General features: G+C 73.6%; 17 protein-coding genes. 8 read left to right on the top strand and 9 right to left on the bottom strand.

The window, feature by feature from the left end:
- Positions 1-111 precede the first annotated feature (111 nt).
- Positions 112-921 carry a ferritin-like fold-containing protein gene (locus ABTZ17_RS31355; RefSeq protein ID WP_352199166.1) on the bottom strand — a complete coding sequence of 270 codons (810 nt, stop codon included), beginning with the start codon at positions 919-921 and terminating at the stop codon, positions 112-114.
- A 436-nt stretch (positions 922-1,357) separates the two neighbouring features.
- On the opposite strand from ABTZ17_RS31355, the gene ABTZ17_RS31350 reads away from it, so the two are divergent.
- The 3 genes from ABTZ17_RS31350 to ABTZ17_RS31340 all read left to right on the top strand — a co-directional run bounded on the left by ABTZ17_RS31350 (position 1,358) and on the right by ABTZ17_RS31340 (position 4,497).
- Positions 1,358-3,118 (top strand): DEAD/DEAH box helicase, encoded by a 1,761-nt coding sequence (locus ABTZ17_RS31350; protein ID WP_352199165.1) that lies wholly within the window; start codon positions 1,358-1,360, stop codon positions 3,116-3,118.
- A gap of 87 nt (positions 3,119-3,205) precedes the next feature.
- Entirely contained in the window at positions 3,206-4,114 is a 909-nt protein-coding gene (locus ABTZ17_RS31345) for an alpha/beta fold hydrolase (RefSeq protein ID WP_352199164.1), read from the top strand.
- A 230-nt stretch (positions 4,115-4,344) separates the two neighbouring features.
- On the top strand, positions 4,345-4,497 hold the full coding sequence (locus tag ABTZ17_RS31340) for a DUF8834 family protein (protein WP_352199163.1): 153 nt from the start codon (positions 4,345-4,347) through the stop codon (positions 4,495-4,497).
- 114 nt (positions 4,498-4,611) lie between these two features.
- Here the strand turns inward: ABTZ17_RS31340 and ABTZ17_RS31335 are convergent, their stop codons facing one another.
- The 4 genes from ABTZ17_RS31335 to ABTZ17_RS31320 form a co-directional block, all read right to left on the bottom strand.
- Entirely contained in the window at positions 4,612-5,217 is a 606-nt protein-coding gene (locus tag ABTZ17_RS31335) for a MarC family protein (protein ID WP_352199162.1), read from the bottom strand.
- 197 nt (positions 5,218-5,414) lie between these two features.
- Positions 5,415-6,281 (bottom strand): PHP domain-containing protein, encoded by an 867-nt coding sequence (locus ABTZ17_RS31330; RefSeq protein WP_352199161.1) that lies wholly within the window; start codon positions 6,279-6,281, stop codon positions 5,415-5,417.
- A gap of 150 nt (positions 6,282-6,431) precedes the next feature.
- Entirely contained in the window at positions 6,432-7,076 is a 645-nt protein-coding gene (locus tag ABTZ17_RS31325; protein WP_352199160.1) for a DUF6758 family protein, read from the bottom strand.
- Between the two features lie 84 nt (positions 7,077-7,160).
- Complete coding sequence (locus tag ABTZ17_RS31320; RefSeq protein ID WP_352199159.1) at positions 7,161-7,757, bottom strand: suppressor of fused domain protein; 597 nt, start codon at positions 7,755-7,757, stop codon at positions 7,161-7,163.
- Positions 7,758-8,177: 420 nt separating this feature from the next.
- Between ABTZ17_RS31320 and ABTZ17_RS31315 the strand changes: the two genes are divergently transcribed.
- Positions 8,178-9,284 carry a magnesium and cobalt transport protein CorA gene (locus tag ABTZ17_RS31315; RefSeq protein WP_352199158.1) on the top strand — a complete coding sequence of 369 codons (1,107 nt, stop codon included), beginning with the start codon at positions 8,178-8,180 and terminating at the stop codon, positions 9,282-9,284.
- Between the two features lie 18 nt (positions 9,285-9,302).
- Positions 9,303-9,815, top strand: coding sequence for a hypothetical protein (locus tag ABTZ17_RS31310; RefSeq protein WP_352199157.1), 513 nt, complete (start codon positions 9,303-9,305; stop codon positions 9,813-9,815).
- 40 nt (positions 9,816-9,855) lie between these two features.
- Here the strand turns inward: ABTZ17_RS31310 and ABTZ17_RS31305 are convergent, their stop codons facing one another.
- On the bottom strand, positions 9,856-10,656 hold the full coding sequence (locus tag ABTZ17_RS31305; RefSeq protein WP_352199156.1) for a hypothetical protein: 801 nt from the start codon (positions 10,654-10,656) through the stop codon (positions 9,856-9,858).
- 160 nt (positions 10,657-10,816) lie between these two features.
- On the opposite strand from ABTZ17_RS31305, the gene ABTZ17_RS31300 reads away from it, so the two are divergent.
- Genes ABTZ17_RS31300 through ABTZ17_RS31290 form a run of 3 tightly spaced genes read left to right on the top strand, consistent with a single transcriptional unit; the run spans position 10,817 to position 13,945 of the window.
- Positions 10,817-12,088 (top strand): magnesium transporter MgtE N-terminal domain-containing protein, encoded by a 1,272-nt coding sequence (locus ABTZ17_RS31300; RefSeq protein ID WP_352199155.1) that lies wholly within the window; start codon positions 10,817-10,819, stop codon positions 12,086-12,088.
- The gene (locus ABTZ17_RS31295; RefSeq protein ID WP_352199154.1) at positions 12,078-12,764 is read left to right on the top strand and encodes a DUF1003 domain-containing protein; all 687 of its coding nucleotides are present in this window, start codon (positions 12,078-12,080) and stop codon (positions 12,762-12,764) included. Before ABTZ17_RS31300 ends, ABTZ17_RS31295 begins: the two co-directional genes overlap by 11 nt.
- A gap of 20 nt (positions 12,765-12,784) precedes the next feature.
- The gene (locus ABTZ17_RS31290; protein WP_502994925.1) at positions 12,785-13,945 is read left to right on the top strand and encodes an Mrp/NBP35 family ATP-binding protein; all 1,161 of its coding nucleotides are present in this window, start codon (positions 12,785-12,787) and stop codon (positions 13,943-13,945) included.
- Positions 13,946-14,035: 90 nt separating this feature from the next.
- On the opposite strand, the gene ABTZ17_RS31285 is transcribed toward ABTZ17_RS31290, so the two are convergent.
- From ABTZ17_RS31285 to ABTZ17_RS31275, 3 genes are all read right to left on the bottom strand, one after another.
- Positions 14,036-14,818, bottom strand: a complete 783-nt coding sequence (locus tag ABTZ17_RS31285; RefSeq protein WP_352199153.1) for a hypothetical protein — start codon at positions 14,816-14,818, stop codon at positions 14,036-14,038.
- Positions 14,819-14,934: 116 nt separating this feature from the next.
- On the bottom strand, positions 14,935-15,357 hold the full coding sequence (locus ABTZ17_RS31280) for a sec-independent translocase (protein ID WP_352199152.1): 423 nt from the start codon (positions 15,355-15,357) through the stop codon (positions 14,935-14,937).
- A gap of 112 nt (positions 15,358-15,469) precedes the next feature.
- A complete protein-coding gene (locus tag ABTZ17_RS31275; RefSeq protein WP_502994924.1) occupies positions 15,470-16,966 on the bottom strand; it encodes a S1C family serine protease in 1,497 nt (498 codons plus the stop codon).
- Positions 16,967-17,068: the final 102 nt, after the last annotated feature.

Genomic DNA, 17,068 nt, shown 5'->3' with positions numbered 1-17,068 from the left:
GTCCTCGTCACAGATGGCCGCCTCGATCATGGAGTCCGGTGCCCCGGGCAGCCGGCAGGACATGCCGTGCGGGCGCCGATCACTCGCCTCGGGAGGGCGCCGGGTGAGCGGTCAGGCCGCCAGCCCCAGGGCCGCCATCCGCTTGGTGTGCGCCTTGGTGATACGGGTGAACATCTCGCCCACGGCCGCCAGGTCGAACCCGGCCGCCATCCCGTCCACCCCGCCGACCAGCATGGTGGAGAGCGCGTCGCGCTCGGCCACCACCCGCTGCGCCTGGGACAGGGCCTCGCCCATCAGCCGGCGGGCCCACAGCGCCAGCCGACCGCCGACCCGCGGGTCCGCCTCGATGGCCGCGCGGACCTTCTCCACCGCGAAGCCGCCGTGGCCGGTGTCGTCCAGCACGCCCAGCACCAGCGCCCGGGTGTCGGCGTCGAGGTGGGCGGCCACCTCACGGTAGAAGTCGCTGGCGATCGAGTCGCCCACGTACGCCTTGACCAGGCCCTCCAGCCAGTCCGACGGAGCGGTCTGGCGGTGGAAGTCGTCCACGCCCTTCGCGAAGGGCTCCATGGCCTCGGTCGGCTCGGCGTCGATGGCCGCCAGCCGGTCCCGCAGCCGCTCGAAGTGGTGGAACTCGGCGGAGGCCATCTTCGCCAGCTCGGCCTTGTCGGCCAGGGTCGGCGCCATCTTCGCGTCCTCGGCGAGGCGCTCGAAGGCCGCCAGCTCGCCGTAGGCGAGCGCGCCGAGCAGGTCCACGACGGCCGCCCGGTACTGGGGAGTGGTGGAGGCCGTCGCCCAGTCCTGGGCGGCGATCCCGGCCGGCTCCGCGGCGCCGGCCGCGCCCGCGGCGGCGTCTCCGCTGGTCACGGCGGTCTCGGCGCCGTCCGTGCTGTCTGCGTCTGCTGCGTTCGTTGTTCCCGGCATGCCGGGAACAATAGTCGCCCCGGGCCCCGCGCGAAGTGCCTGGTCAGTCACTCGAAATCCGGCCCGTCGGTGAATTCGCCCGACACACCTGCGCGATTTGGGGGTACAGTGGTATGGCGCCTGCCGGATACTCGGCGGGCCATCCGAATGAGGATGCCCGGTCGGTGGCCCGATCGGCTCCAACCGACCGCCCTCGGAGTGATGGCGCGCTCTCTGCGCACCCTCGCCCAAGAGGGGCCCCCTCAGCGGCAAGAGCGCTTGAGCGAAGGCAGTGGTCCCGCGCAGCTTCGTACGCAGAAGTACGGCACAGCCAGGCACGGTACGACCCCCCTCGCCGCCTCGGGCCGCGTCTCACAGAAGAGGCAGCACCCTGACTACGTTCCGTGACCTCGGGATCTTCCCCGAGACCGCCGAAGCCCTCGAGGCCGTCGGCATCGTGTCCCCCTTCCCCATCCAGGAGATGACCCTCCCCGTCGCCCTCTCCGGCACGGACGTCATCGGCCAGGCGAAGACCGGCACCGGCAAGACGCTCGGCTTCGGCCTCCCGCTCCTGGAGCGCGTCGTCGTCCCCGTCGACGTCGAGGCGGGCCGCTCCCGGCCCGACCAGCTCACCGACTCCCCGCAGGCGCTCGTCGTCGTCCCGACCCGCGAGCTCTGCACCCAGGTCACCAACGACCTGCTCACCGCCGGCAAGGTGCGCAACGTCCGCGTCCTCGCCATATACGGCGGCCGCGCCTACGAGCCCCAGGTCGAGGCCCTCCGCAAGGGCGTCGACGTGATCGTCGGCACCCCGGGCCGCCTGCTGGACCTCGCGGGCCAGAAGAAGCTCGACCTGTCCAAGGTCAAGGCCCTCGTCCTCGACGAGGCCGACGAGATGCTCGACCTGGGCTTCCTGCCCGACGTCGAGAAGATCATCAACCTGCTCCCGGCCAAGCGCCAGACCATGCTGTTCTCGGCGACCATGCCCGGCGCCGTCATCGGCCTGGCCCGCCGCTACATGTCGCAGCCCACCCACATCCGCGCCACCGCGCCGGACGACGAGGGCGCGACCGTCGCGAACATCACCCAGCACGTCTTCCGCGCCCACTCCATGGACAAGCCGGAGCTGGTCTCCCGCATCCTCCAGGCGGACGGCCGCGGGCTGGCCATGATCTTCTGCCGCACCAAGCGCACCGCGGCCGACATCGCCGAGCAGCTGGAGCGCCGCGGGTTCGCCTCCGGCGCCGTCCACGGCGACCTCGGCCAGGGCGCCCGCGAGCAGGCCCTCCGGGCCTTCCGCAACGGCAAGGTCGACGTCCTGGTCTGCACCGACGTGGCCGCGCGCGGCATCGACGTCGAGGGCGTGACCCACGTCATCAACTACCAGTCCCCCGAGGACGAGAAGACCTTCCTGCACCGGGTCGGCCGCACCGGCCGCGCCGGCGCGAAGGGCACCGCCGTCACCCTGGTCGACTGGGACGACATCCCGCGCTGGCAGCTCATCAACAAGGCGCTGGGCCTCGACTTCCACGAGCCCGAGGAGACCTACTCCACCTCGCCGCACCTCTACGAGCTGCTGTCCATCCCCGCGGGCACCAAGGGCGTGCTGCCCCGGTCCGAGCGGACCCGGGCGGGCCTGAAGGCCGAGGAGATCGAGGACCTGGGCGAGACCGGCGGCCGCGGCCGCAAGTCCGCCACCGCCGCTCCGGTCGAGGAGCGCCCGGCCCGGACCCGCACCCCGCGCCAGCGCCGCCGCACCCGCGGCGGAGCCGAGGTCGCCGCGGGCGCCGCGGAGGCCACAGCCGTCTCCGAGACCGCCGCCGCGACCGTGTCCGAGACCGGCGAGGCCCCCGAGGGTCCGCGCCGGCCGCGTCGCCGCCGCACCCGCGGTGCCACGGCCGCGGCCGCCGTCGAGGCGGCCGTCGAGGCCGCGGTCGCCCCCACCGCCGACGCCCCGCAGGCGCCGGCGGAGGAGGCCCCGCGCCGTCGGACCCGCACCCGCAAGGCCGCCGCGGCCCCGGAGGCCGGCACGGCCGCCCCGGTCGCGGACGCCCCGAAGGAGGCGGCCGAAGCGGCTCCGCGCCGGCGCACCCGCAAGGCCGCCGCGGCTCCCGAGGCAGCGGCCGAGGCCGCCCCGGCGGAGGCCCCCGCGGCCCCGCGCCGGCGCACCCGGACCCGCAAGACGGTCGCTCCGGCCGAGGGCGCGACCGAGGGCTGAGTCCCCGGTTTCCCGCCGTACCGAGAGGCCCGGCCCCCTTCCGAGGGGCCGGGCCTCCGGCGTGTTACGGGCCGGTAGGTTGAGCCCATGAGCAAGCCTCCGCGCCTTTCGCCGCCCGCCTGCGCCCGCCCCCTGACCCTGCGCACCGCGCGCGGGGAGTTCGCCGCGCACGAGGCCCTGCCCGCCGGGCCGGTCCGGGGCACCGCCCTGCTGGTCCCCGGGTTCACCGGCAGCAAGGAGGACTTCATCGGGCTGCTGGAGCCGCTGGCGGCCGCCGGGTACCGGACGGTGGCCGTGGACGGCCGGGGCCAGCACCAGAGCCGCGGCCCGCGCACGGAGTCCGCCTACGCCCGCGAGGAGCTGGCCCTGGACGTACTGGCGCAGGCCGCCGCGCTCGGCGGGACCCCGCACCTGGTGGGGCATTCGCTGGGCGGCCTGATCAGCCGGGCCGCGGTGATCCGGGAGCCGGGGAGCTTCCGGAGCCTGACCCTCATGAGCAGCGGCCCGGCGGCCATCGCCGAGGAGCAGCGGGAGCGGACCCGGCTGCTGGTGTCGGCCCTGGAGGCCATGGGCGAGGACATGCCGGGGATCTGGGCGGCGATGCGGGCCATGGACGCCCCCGACACCGTGCCGGACGGGCCCGAGCTGGCGGCCTTCCTGGAGGCGCGCTGGCTGGCGACGGTGCCCGAGCAGCTGATGGCCACGGGGCGGCTGCTGGTCTCCGAGCCGGACCGGGTCGCGGAGCTGCGGGTCGCCGCGGAAGGGGCCGGGCTGCCGCTGCTGGTGCTCTCCGGGGCGGTGGACTACGCCTGGCCCGTCCCCCGGATGGACGACATGGCCCGGCGCCTCGGGGCCCGGCGGGTGGTGGTCCCGGGCACGGAACACTCCCCCAACGCCGAGGACCCGCAGACGACCGCCGAGGCCCTGGCCTCGTTCTGGACCGCTTGCGAGGCCGGTCCGCGGGGCTCCGCGGCGGTCGGTTCCGAGGGCGCGTAGCACGTTTCTGCCCGTTGGGCCGAACGGGCGCGTCCCGGATTTCTCCCCTAGGGTTCTTCATGTGACCGGGGCCACACTCCGACCGGACCGGAGGGCGATCACCGGCTGCTCATCCCCGTCTCGATGAGCCGGTAATTAGCCAGTGAAAAAATTTCCTTAGCGTAGGGAATGTTTGCCCCTTACACTTCGTTAAGACCTTTGCAGGGAGAACACCGACGAAGGGAGAAGCCGTGCGCTTCGAGATTCTGCGCCTGGACGACGTCGACGGCACCGCCGTGGACAGTACGGTCGTCGACGCCGCCTCCGTCAACCGGATCGTGCAGCAGGCCGCCGCGATGGGCCAGCGCATCCTCATCCGACCGGCAGGGACCGCGTCCTCCTGAAGGCAGGGCCGCGCGCACCGCGCCGGCCGCCCCCGCCGCGCCACCGCGGCACAGACGTGAAACGCCCCCGCGACCGAACGGTCCGGGGGCGTTCCGCTGCGCGGACGCACACGGTCAGGCGGCGCGGACCACCTGGAGCACGCCGTTGATGATCTGCTGGACGGCGATCGCGGAGAGCATCATGCCCGCGAGGCGGGTCACCAGCACCACGCCCCCGTCCTTGATGACGCGGATGATCACCAGCGAGTAGCGCATGACCAGCCAGAGCACCACGTGCATGGCGATGATCGCGGCCCAGACCGAGACCTGACCGGAGACCCCGTCGGCCTTCTGGACCGCGAGGATCACCGAGACGATCGCGCCGGGCCCGGCCAGCAGCGGCATGCCCAGCGGGACCAGCGCCACGTTGACGTCCTTGGTCTGCTTGGGCTCGTCGGTCTTGCCGGTCAGCAGGTCCAGGGCGATCAGGAGCAGCAGCAGACCGCCGGCGATCATCAGGGCGGGCACGGAGACGTGCAGGTAGTCGAGGATCTGCTGACCGCAGATCCCGAAGACGGCGATGACCCCGAAGGCCACACAGACGGCCTGCCAGGCCATCCGCCGCTGGACCTTGACCGGACGACCGGAGGTCAGCGCCAGGAAGATCGGGGTGATCCCCGGGGGATCCATGATCACGAACAGGGTGAGGAAGAGGGAACCGAAGACGGCGACGTCGAACACAGTGATGGCCTTGCGGGAAGAGTCTGGTGAACAGGGGCGCGGGGGTGGGCGTCCACGGAACTCCGCGACGGTCCGCCGCCGGACGCCGCGACGGCGCGCGGGACCGGACCGTCGGACCGGAGGAGGAGGTTCCGCCCGAGGGGCGGACCGAAGACCGGACCCGGCCGCTCGGGGCGGAGGTCCGGTCCGGAGAACCGTCAGACGCCGGCCGGTCCGCCCGCGCCGGGAACGGGGAAGGCCCCGAAGGCACGGCGGGTGATCTCGCCGTAGATCTCGGGGTCGGTGGTGTATTCCCCGAGTCGGCAGGTCTTGCGGCTGCCGTGGTAGTCGCTGGAACCGGTGGCCAGCAGGCCGAGCTCGGCGGCGAGCCCGTGCAGCCGGGCCCGGGTGGCGGGGTCGTGGTCCATGTGGTCGACCTCGATCCCGTCGAGGCCGGCCGCCGCGAGGGCGGCCATCGACTCCTCCGGGACCACCTGACCGCGCTTGACGGCGGCCGGGTGCGCGAACACCGTGACGCCGCCGGCGGCCTTGACCAGCCGGACCGCCTCGAAGGGGTCCAGCTCGTGCTTGCCGGCGTGCGCGCGACCGCCGTCGGCCAGCCATTCCGGGGTGAAGGCGTCGGAGACCGTGGGCACCACGCCCAGCTCGACGAGGGCGGTGGCCAGGTGCGGACGGCCCACCGAGCCGTCCCCGGCGATCCGGGCGACCTGCTCCCAGGTGACCGGTACGCCCAGCTCGCGGAGCTTGGCGACCATGGCCCGGGCCCGGGGCACCCGGTCGTCCCGGACCAGCTCGCGCTCGCGGGCGAACTCGGGCTCGGTCGGGTCGAAGAGGTAGCCCAGCAGGTGCATGCTGACCCCGTCGAGGCGACAGGACAGCTCCACGCCGGTGACCAGGGTGAGCCCCTCCGGCAGCGCGGCCAGGGCCTCGGCGTACCCGCCGACGGTGTCGTGGTCGGTCAGCGCCACCACGTCCAGCCCGGCCGCGGCGGCGTTGCGCACCAGCTCGGCCGGGGTGTCCGTCCCGTCGGAGGCCGTGGAGTGGGCGTGCAGGTCGATGCGCACGGCACGGCTCCAGGGGCAGCGGGACGGAAGGGGGACACCTCAGGATAACCGGGCGCCGGAGCCCCCTCGGCCGGCGCGTCGCCCACCCGCGGGCGGGGGGTGACGGAGGCCGGGGTGGGGAGGCCGCCGGCCCGGCGGCCCCGCCTCCGGTCAGTCCGCCGCCAGGATCCTCGGGCTCAATGCCCCGCAGGGCAGCAGTTCCACCTCGGCCCCGGCGTCCCGCAGGTCGGTGAGGACCAGCTCGTCGTACATCAGCAGGCCCGACTGCTCCGGCCAGACCACCGCCCACAGCCATATCCCGCGGGCCTCGCCGGCGAAGACCGCCCGGTCGTCGGGGGTGCCGGTGACGTGCCAGAGCGGGGTGGGACGGCCCGCGGCGACCACCTTGGCGTGCGGGGTGGCCGAGATGTCGATGTGCGGGCCCGGGTCCGGGCCGTCGATGCCCGCGTACCGGGAGCCGAGCCCGACGCCCAGCTCCTCCGCGACCAGGACCAGCTCGCCCATCCCGCCCAGGGGCCCCGGCCCGGTGCAGGCCACGGCGGTGGCGCGGCCCCCGCTGCGGTCGTCCCCCGCGCAGGCCACACCGGTGAAGAGCCAGCCCACGGGGAGCGGCCACGGCATCCAGACCGGGACCCGGGCGCGGTTCACCACCACCCCGAGCCCCTCGACACTGGGCGGGATGACCGGTTGCAGCGGCTGGACGGCGCCGTGGGCGCCGCACTGCCAGGAATCGGAGAAGAGTCCGGGCGCCCTGACCCGGCCACCGCACTTAGGGCAACTCGGTTCACCCCTCATAAAGAGCCACGCTCCTCCCCGGCCGCCGCCGCGTCAAGGGACGATCACCCGTCCGGATGCGATGCGTACCCCCCGTGGCGGCCGTCAGTCGTCGAGGGCCACGGCGGTGCGGCGCGGGTCGCGCAGATCGGTGCCGCCGGCGAGCCACCGCTCCTGGAGCGCGGCGGCCCCGTGGACCCGCTTCCAGGCCGCCTCGTTCGCGGTCATGGGCAGCAGCGGGAGGAAGCGGACCGGCTCCAGGGGCTCGTCCAGCTCCAGGTCCTCGACCAGGCCGCCGGGCTCGGCCACCAGCACGGAGCTGAAGCCCGCCCCGGGCCAGAGCGGCTCGCCCAGGTCAAGGGAGGCTCCGGGGGCCACCACGAGCCCCTCCACCTGGGGGGAGGCGGCCAGCACGGCCAGCGGGCGCAGCAGCTTGTCGGTGTCGGCCACCTCGCGGGGCACGGCCCTTACGGAGAGGACCAGTTCGGCGCGCGGGCCGCGCAGCGGGTCGGCGAGCACGGCCGTGGGATCGGTCATGGGGTGGGCGGACATGCCGAGGGTGGCGTAGCGGATCACCTCGCCGTCGGTGAACCGGAGCACCTCGACGCGGTCGGTGCCGAGGAAGGTGACGGAGGCGCGGGCGTCGGGCTCGCCGAGGGCGGTGCGGAGCCGGGCTTCTACGAGAGCGAGAACTTCTGCCATGTCGCGAGCATAGAACTCCTATCAGCCGGGTAAAGGAACGCTCTTGACCATCTATCGGCTGATAGTGTTGACCGCTGGTCGGGGCAGCTCGCAGAAGCGGTGCTTCAGTGCCCCGGCGCGAGGACATCCCCCACGGGGGACCGGCCGGAGGAGGTGGGGCTGCGGTGGACCGAAGTCGATCGTGCAGTACCAATCGCTCTTCCCCGACGGCCCGCACCCTTTCGCCCGGGTCCCGCTGACCCGCGTGTTCCCGGCTCCCGGACCTCGGTCCCGGCCGGTCTCCTGATCGGCGGCGGGCCGCTTTCGTCCCAGGAAGAGCGACGGCAGAACTGTCACCTCCCGTCCTGTTCCCCCCGCTCGCCCCGCAGCGGCGGAGGGTCCTGTCCGCACGGCGCCGCACGCCGTGCGAAGGAGCCTGCCATGTCGATGATCCGTGACCTGCGCGCAGTCGTCCGTCCTTCGCTGCGCAAGAACCCGCACCTCCCGCACGACCCCGCCTGCGTCCTGCCGTCCGGGACGGCCGTGGTCGACTGCGCCGTCTACCGGGACGGCCGTCGGCAGCCGGGGGGCTGTCTGTCCCCGCGCGAGGCGATGCGCCGGGCGCGGGCGGAGGGCGGGTTCGTGTGGATCGGGTTGCACGAGCCCACGGAGGCCGAATTCGCGGGCATCGCGGCCGAGTTCGGCTTGCACCCGCTGGCCGTGGAGGACGCGGTCCACGCCCATCAGCGGCCGAAGCTGGAGCGGTACGACGACATCCTCTTCACCGTCTTCAAGACCGTGCACTACGTCGAGCACGCCGAGCTGACCGCCACCAGCGAGGTCGTGGCCACCGGCGAGGTCATGTGCTTCACGGGTCGGGACTTCGTCATCACGGTCCGGCACGGCGGTCAAGGCTCCCTGAAGGGGCTGCGGCACCGGCTCCAGGGGGAGCCGGAGCTGCTGGCCGCCGGGCCGTCCTCGGTCCTCCACGCGATCGCCGACCACGTGGTGGACGGCTACCTCGCGGTGGCGGCGGCGGTGCAGGACGACATCGACGAGGTGGAGAGCGCGGTCTTCGCGGCCCCCGCCAAGGGCAGTCCGCGCGGGGCGGACGCCGGGCGGATCTACCAGCTGAAGCGCGAGGTGCTGGAGTTCAAGCGGGCGGTGGTGCCCCTCCAGCGGCCCATGGAGCTGCTGAGCGAGCGGCCGATGCGGCTGGTCGACCCCGGCATCCAGAAGTACTTCCGGGACGTGGCCGACCACCTGAGTCGGGTCCACGAGCAGGTGGTGGGCTTCGACGAGTTGCTGAACTCGATCCTCCAGGCGAACCTGGCGCAGGCCACGGTGGCCCAGAACGAGGACATGCGGAAGATCACCTCGTGGGCGGGGATCATCGCGGTGCCGACGATGATCTGCGGGGTGTACGGGATGAACTTCGAGCACATGCCGGAGCTCCAGTGGCGCTACGGCTACCCGATGGTGATGTGCGCGATCGTCGGGATCTGCTTCACCATCCACCGGGCCCTCCGGCGCAACGGCTGGCTCTGAAGCCCTACCCTTGCGGCCATGACTCTCAGCACGCTCGACCTGGCCCTCGTCGAGGAGGCCACGAAGAAGTCCGGTCTCGTCTGGGTCCGGGGCGCCGGGCCCGACCGGGCCCTGTGGCACGCCTGGATCGACGGGGCCGCGCACGTGCTCGGCGACGGCCCCGGCGAGCAGCCGCTGCCGGAGCTCGCGGACGGCGGGACCGCCGAGGTCACCGTGCGCAGCAAGGACAAGGGCGGCCGGCTGGTGGCCTGGACGGCCGCGGTGGTGCGGCTGGAGCCCGGTTCGGAGCGCTGGGAGGCGGCCGTGGCGGAGCTGAAGGGCAAGCGGTTGAACGCCCCAGACTCCGAGCGGATGACGGAGCGCTGGGCCCGGGAGTGCGTGCTGTGGCGGCTGGAGCCGGTGGCGGTGGTCGCCGAGCCGCCCTCGGGTTCGCTGGCCGCGGCCCCGTTGCCCTCCCCCGCGACCACCCGTGAGCCCGTGCCGGCCGGTCTGCCGAAGCTGCTGCTGAAGAGGAAGCGGCGCGGCCGCTGAGTCGGCGCCGGGCCCGTGTCGGGTCGGCGCCGGGCCGGGTTCAGGAAGAGGAGCCGGTGGGCAGCTGCGAGCCGTAGTCGACGGTCTGGTCCTCCGGGGGCGGGGCCAGGGTGAAGGGACGGCCCCAGTCGGCCAGTTCCACGGTGCCCGCGCCGCCCGCGCGCTCCAGGCGCAGCGGGTAGGGGGTGCCGATGAGGGAGACGTCCAGCCGGCCGCCCGTGCCGCCGTCCACCTTCAGCTCGACGGTGCGGACCGTGCCGATCTTCCGGTACGCGCCCTTCTCCAGCTTTCCGTGCAGGCCGAGCAGCCCGTCGAGCAGGGTCTTCTTGTCGGTGAACCCGCGCAGCTGCTTGTAGGCGGGGTCGCCCTCGGGGACCTTCACGAACTTCCCGCCGAGCTTGTCGGCGGCGCTGTCGTCCCCGTCCTCGCCCCCGGGAGCACCGGAGGGGGTGCCGGAGCCGCCGCCGGCCTCTTCGCCGGGGGCGCCGTGCTCCCAGAAGGCCGCGTCGGCCTTCAGGTACAGCTGGTCGCCCACGCGCAGCAGCTCGAAGGAGGAGCCCGAGGACTGCACCTTGCCGGAACCGCCGTCGGCCTTCAGCCGCATGTCGAGGGTGAAGGACTTGCCCGCGGTGACGACGGTGCCCGACAGCCGGACGGCGGAGGCGGCGGAGGCGGCGGTCCGGGCCTCGGCCTCGATCTTCTCCGGGGCCAGCTTGCCCACGCCGTTGGTGCCCTTGTCGGGGTCCTCCCCGCAGCCGGTGGCGGTCAGGGCCAGCCCCGCGCACAGCACGCCGACGAGGGCGGCCCGGCGGAGCCGGGCGGCCGGGGGGGAAGGGATCACGGGCGGGCCGCCTCTCGTCCGGTCTGGATGCAGCAGGCAGCGTACCCGGGCGGCGCAGGGCCGGGTGCCCCCACCAGGGCGGCGGGCCCGGTGACGGGCTAGCCTGGGAGCCGCACGAGGCGAAACGGTTCATGGAGCGGGTTCACAAGGAGGCGCACGGATGGCAGCAGGCGCCCCCCGGATCTTCGTCTCCCACCTCGCGGGCGTGCCCGTCTTCGACCCCAACGGCGACCAGGTGGGCCGCGTCCGGGACCTCGTGGCGATGCTGCGGGTGGGCGGCCGGCCGCCGCGGCTGCTGGGCCTGGTGGTGGAGGTGGTCAGCCGGCGGCGGATCTTCCTGCCGATGACCCGGGTGACGGGCGTGGAGTCCGGCCAGGTCATCACCACCGGCGTGGTCAACATGCGGCGCTTCGAACAACGGCCCACCGAGCGGATGGTCCTCGGGGAACTGCTGGACCGCCGGGTGAGCCTGGTCAACGGCGGCGAGGAGGTCACCGTCCTGGACGTGGCCATCCAGCAGCTGCCGGCCCGCCGGGACTGGGAGATCGACAAGATCTTCGTCCGCAAGGGCAAGGGCGGGGCGCTGCGCCGCCGCGGGGAGACCCTGACGGTCGAGTGGTCGGCGGTGACCGGCTTCTCGCTGGAGGAGGACGGTCAGGGCGCCGAGAACCTGGTCGCGACCTTCGAGCAGATGCGCGCCGCGGACCTGGCCAACGTCCTGCACCACCTGACGCCGAAGCGGCGGGCCGAGGTGGCCAACGCCCTCGACGACGACCGGCTCGCGGACGTCCTGGAGGAGCTGCCCGAGGACGACCAGATCGAGATCATCGGGAAGCTGAAGGAGGAGCGGGCCGCGGACGTCCTGGAGGCGATGGACCCCGACGACGCCGCCGACCTGCTCTCCGAGCTGCCCGAGGACGACCAGGAGCGGCTGCTGACGCTGATGCAGCCCGAGGACGCCGCGGACGTGCGGCGACTGCTGTCGTACGAGGAGAACACCGCGGGCGGTCTGATGACCACCGAGCCGATCGTGCTGCGGCCGGACTCCACGGTGGCCGACGCCCTGGCCCGGGTGCGGCAGGCCGACCTGTCCCCGGCGTTGGCGGCGCAGGTGTACGTGTGCCGTCCGCCGGACGAGACCCCCACCGGCAAGTACCTGGGCATGGTGCACTTCCAGCGGCTGCTGCGGGACCCGCCGTTCACGCTGGTGGGTTCGATCGTGGACACCGACCTGTCCCCGCTGCGCCCGGACGCCTCGCTGGCCTCGGTGACCAGCTTCCTGGCGGCCTACAACATGGTGGCGGTGCCGGTGGTGGACGAGAGCGGTTCGCTGCTGGGCGCGGTCACCGTGGACGACGTACTGGACCACCTGCTGCCCGAGGACTGGCGCGAGACGGGCTTCCACGCCGAGGAGGCCGTCCATGGGCACTGAACGCGGCAAGCAGGGCCGGGAGACCCGCGAGCAGCGTCTCGCCGACCGGCTGGAGGACCTCGCGGAGCGGGCCCGGGACCGGGCCGACCGGGAGGGCGGCCGGGGCGAGCGGGCCAAGGCCGGCCAGGGCGGCGGTTCCGGGAGCGGCGGCGGTCGGTCCCGGGTGCGCCTGGACCAGCCGAAGCCCTCGCGGCAGCGGCTGCTGCCCGAGTACGACCCGGAGGCCTTCGGGCGGGTCTCGGAGCGGATCGCGCGGTTCCTCGGCACGGGCCGGTTCATCGTCTGGATGACCCTGGTCATCGTGGTGTGGGTGCTGTGGAACATCTTCGCCCCGGCGGCACTGAAGTTCGACGAGTACCCCTTCATCTTCCTGACCCTGGCGCTGTCGCTCCAGGCTTCCTACGCGGCCCCGCTGATCCTTCTGGCGCAGAACCGGCAGGACGACCGGGACCGGGTCAACCTGGAGCAGGACCGCAAGCAGAACGAGCGGTCCATCGCGGACACCGAGTACCTGACGAGGGAGATCGCGGCCCTGCGGATGGGGTTGGGCGAGGTCGCCACGCGCGACTGGATCCGCTCCGAGTTCCAGGACCTGATCAAGGAGATGGACGAGCGGCGGATGTTCCCGGCGGAGAGTGACGAAGCCGACCGCGGACCCTTTCCCGGGGCCCGCTGACGGGCCGTACCATCGGGTTCATGGCTACCGAGACACCTTCCGCCGCCGTGCCCGAGCAGGACGCGATCCTGGAGGCCCTGGCGACGGTCAACGACCCCGAGATCCACCGGCCGATCACCGAACTCGGCATGGTCAAGTCGGTGGAGGTCGGCGAGGGCGGCGCGGTCGCCGTCACGGTGTACCTGACGGTGTCGGGCTGCCCCATGCGGGAGACCATCACCAAGAACGTCTCCGAGGCCGTCCTGAAGGTCCCCGGCGTGACCGCCGTGGAGGTCTCCCTGGACGTGATGAGCGACGAGCAGCGCAAGGAGCTGGCGACGGCCCTGCGCGGCGGTCAGGCCGAGCGCGAGGTGCCCTTCGCCCGTCCGGGCTCCCTGACCCGCGTCTACTGCGTGGCCTCCGGCAAGGGCGGGGTCGGCAAGTCCTCCGTGACCGTCAACCTGGCCGCCGCCATGGCAGCCGACGGGCTGAAGGTGGGCGTGGTCGACGCCGACATCTACGGCCACAGCGTGCCCCGCATGCTGGGTGTGGAGGGCAAGCCCACCCAGGTCGAGAACATGATCATGCCGCCGTCGGCGAACGGCGTGAAGGTCATCTCCATCGGCATGTTCACCCCGGGCAACGCCCCCGTGGTGTGGCGCGGCCCGATGCTGCACCGGGCGCTCCAGCAGTTCCTCGCGGACGTGTTCTGGGGCGACCTGGACGTGCTCCTGCTCGACCTGCCCCCGGGCACCGGCGACATCGCGATCTCCGTGGCCCAGCTGGTGCCCAACGCCGAGATCCTCGTGGTCACCACCCCGCAGCAGGCGGCGGCCGAGGTGGCGGAGCGCGCCGGCTCCATCGCCGTGCAGACCCACCAGAAGATCGTCGGCGTGGTCGAGAACATGTCGGGCCTGCCCTGCCCGCACTGCGACGAAATGGTGGACGTGTTCGGCAGCGGCGGCGGCCAGATGGTGGCCGACGGTCTGACCCGCACCACGGGCGCCACCGTCCCGGTGCTGGGCCAGATCCCGATCGACGTGCGGCTGCGCGAGGGCGGCGACGAGGGCAAGCCGGTGGTCCTGGCCGACCCCGACTCCCCCGCCGGCGCCGCGCTGCGCGCCATCGCCGGCAAGCTCGGCGGCCGCGCCCGCGGCCTGTCGGGCATGTCCCTGGGGATCACCCCGCGCAACAAGTTCTGAGCTCCCACGAGCACCGAGGGGGCACCGCCGGTCGGCGGTGCCCCCTCGGGCGTGTCCGGGGGCCGCGCGGGTGGCCCCGGGCCGTACGGACTACTCGTAGGCGGTGATGTCGCCGACCTGGGCGAAGGCCAGCCCGTAGGCGCTCATGCCCCGGCCGTACGCGCCGAGGTGGGCCCCGTCGGGGGTGGTGCCGGCGAGCACCCAGCCGAACTCGGACTCCCGGTAGTGGAAGGCGGTGGGCTGCCCGTCCACGGGGAGGGAGAGCGAGGACCAGTCGGGTCCGTCGAGGTCGTCGGCCAGCTCCCAGGCGCACTCGGTCTGCTGGTCCAGCCAGTCGGCGCGGAGCCCGTGGTCCATGGTGCCGGGCCAGGTGAAGGCCAGCAGGCCCGAGCCGGCCAGCCAGGCCGCCGAGGAGACCGAGGTGGCCTCCAGGACCCCGGTGCCGTCGCCGGAGCGCCGGTTGGGGCTGCTGGCCACGGTGATCACCACGGCGAACCGCTCCCGTTCGGCGCCCGTGGCCTCGCTGCGCACGGTGGGCTCGTCGCCGTGGCCCACCGAACCGTGCTCGACGGTGCCGTCGGCCGCGGTCCCCACCTGCATCAGCCATCGGGGGCCGGTGAACGCCTCGTCCAGCCCGTACCAGGGGAAGGCCGCCTTCAGATAGCCCTCGGCGGTCCGCCGGGCCGCCGGAACGGCGGGCGGCGTCCCGGTATGGTCCGGGCCGGGCGCCTCCTCCGGGGCTTTCGCCTCGCCCGTGGGCCGCTCCTGCGGTGGTGCCCCGGGATCCGTCCGCTCGGGACCGTCCGGGGCCGCGTCGGGCTGCCCCGCCGGCTGGACTCCCTGCTGAACGCCTACCCGGCTCGTGGTCTCCATCAGTCCGGCCGCCTCTCGTTCCGTGGGGTCCGGAGTGGCCCGCCCCCCTCGGGCGTCCCGGATCCGGACAGATGGAGGATAGCCACCCCGGTCCGGTACGCCCGGAAGGCGACGGATCAGGTGGCGTCGATGTCGAAGCGGGCGCGGCCCTCTTCGGCGGGCGGGGCGGGCTTCTTGGTCAGGTCGGTGACGGATCCGTTGGACGCCTCGGGGAGGGCCTCGCGCCCGTTGACGGCGTCGGCGACCTCGTCCATCTCCTTGCGGAGGTCCAGGCTGCTGCGGATCTCCTTGAAGTCGTCGTTCTCCGAGAACTGCTTGCGGATGAACGTCTTGGGGTTCAGGTCCTCGAACTCGAAGTCCTTGAACTCCGGGCCCAGCTCGGAGCGGATGTCCTGCTTGGCGTTGTCGGAGAACTCCCGGACCTTGCGGATGAACCCCATGACGTCCTGGATCACCTTCGGCAGCTTGTCCGGGCCGAAGACCAGCACGGCGATGACCACGAGCGTCAGCAGCTCGAGTCCGCCTATGTCAGTGAACACCTTGCCGCTCCTCGGTTCTGTCGCTGCGGGCCCCGACAACGGTACCCGCCGCCCGTCGCAGGTCGGTACCTCGGCAGTAACTGTTTCGGGGCCGCGGCCCCGTCGGACGGGGTCAGGAACCGGAGGCGGAGCCGAGGACCAGGGTGACCCGGCGCTCCCGCGCCGCGCGCACCACCGTCAGGGTCAGGGTCTCACCCGGGCGGCGGGCCCGGATCTTGACGATCAGTTCCTCAGGGCTGTGGACCCGGGTGCCGTCCACCCGGGTGATCACGTCACCGGGCCGGATCCCCGCCTTCGCGGCGGGCCCGCCGGGGGTCACGGGCGGCTTGCCGCCGGAACCCTCCCCGGTGCCCACCCGGGCGCCGTCACCGGCGTACTCCATGTCGAGGGTCACCCCGATGACGGGGTGCGTGGCCCGGCCGTGGTCGATCAGCTCCTGGGCCACCCGACGCCCCTGGTTGACCGGGATGGCGAAGCCGAGGCCGATGCTGCCCGGCTGCCGGGAGCCCTCCTCCTCGTCCTCCTTGCCCCCGCTGTCGGCGGAGCGGATCGCGCTGTTGATGCCGATCACCCGACCCCGGTGGTCCAGCAGCGGGCCGCCGGAGTTGCCCGGGTTGATGGGCGCGTCGGTCTGGAGGGCGTCCACGTAGCTGACGTCGCTGCCGTCCTCGGCCTGACCGCCCGCCGTGATCGGACGCTCCTTGGCGCTGATGATCCCCGAGGTCACGGTGTTGGAGAGGTCGAAGGGGGCGCCGATGGCGACGACCGGATCGCCCACCCGGACCGCGTCGGAGTCGCCCAGCGGCAGCGGGCTCAGCCCCTTCACCCCGGTGACCCGCACCACCGCCAGGTCGTACCCGGCGTCCCGGCCGACGATCTTCGCCGGGGCGGTCTCGCCGCCGCTGAAGGTGACCGTTATCCGGCCGGTCCCGGCCGCGTTGTCCACCACGTGGTTGTTGGTCAGGATGTGGCCCTTGCCGTCGAGGACGAAGCCCGTGCCGGTGCCCCCGCCCCCGCCGCCCTCCACGTGCAGGGTGACCACCCCGGGCAGCGCCCGGGCCGCGATCCCGGCCACGCCCTGCGGGGCGGCCGCGGCGCCCGGAGCGGCGGCGCCCTCGGGAAGCTCGGGGGCGGCGAGTTCGAGGGTGGTGCTGCCGTTGCTCTCCAACCAGGCGCCCAGCGCCCCGCCGGTGCCGCCGATCAACAGGGCGGCGACCAGGCCCACCACGACCAGCACGGACGTGCGCGGCCGGCGCGGACCGGAGGCATCCACCAGGTGGAGCGGTCCGGGCGTGGCCCAGGGGTCGTAGCGGGGGCCCGGGGCGCCTCCCGGACCGGTCGGGACGGGCGCCGGTGGCGCGGGCACCGGGGCAACGGGCCGGCTCCACCACTGCGGGGCGGCTCCGGCGGCGGACGCGTCGACGGGGACGGGCGCCTCGGCGGTCGGAACGGCGGGCGCGGCGGCGATCTCGGCCGCGCCGGGGGCCGCGACCGGACCCGGGCCAGGCTTCCCTCCGCCGGCGGGCTCCGGGCGGCTCCACCACGCCACGGAACCGGTGCGCGGGCCCGGCTCCGGCTCCGCGGCAGCGGACGGACGGCCGTCGTTCATGTGCGCACTCCCCGAGAATCCCGATGCGCCCGACGGCGCCCTCGCGAGGGCGATTCAATCAGGTGCGCCCCGCGCCCGACAGGGCGTGCCCCCGCCGGAGCC

Origin of the sequence: Streptomyces sp. NPDC097619 (genome assembly GCF_040302735.1) — a bacterium.
In the GTDB taxonomy this organism is placed as follows: Bacteria; Actinomycetota; Actinomycetes; order Streptomycetales; family Streptomycetaceae; genus Streptomyces.
The sequence above is the reverse complement of the archived record's forward strand: the minus strand, read 5'-3'. Positions and strand labels throughout refer to the sequence as shown.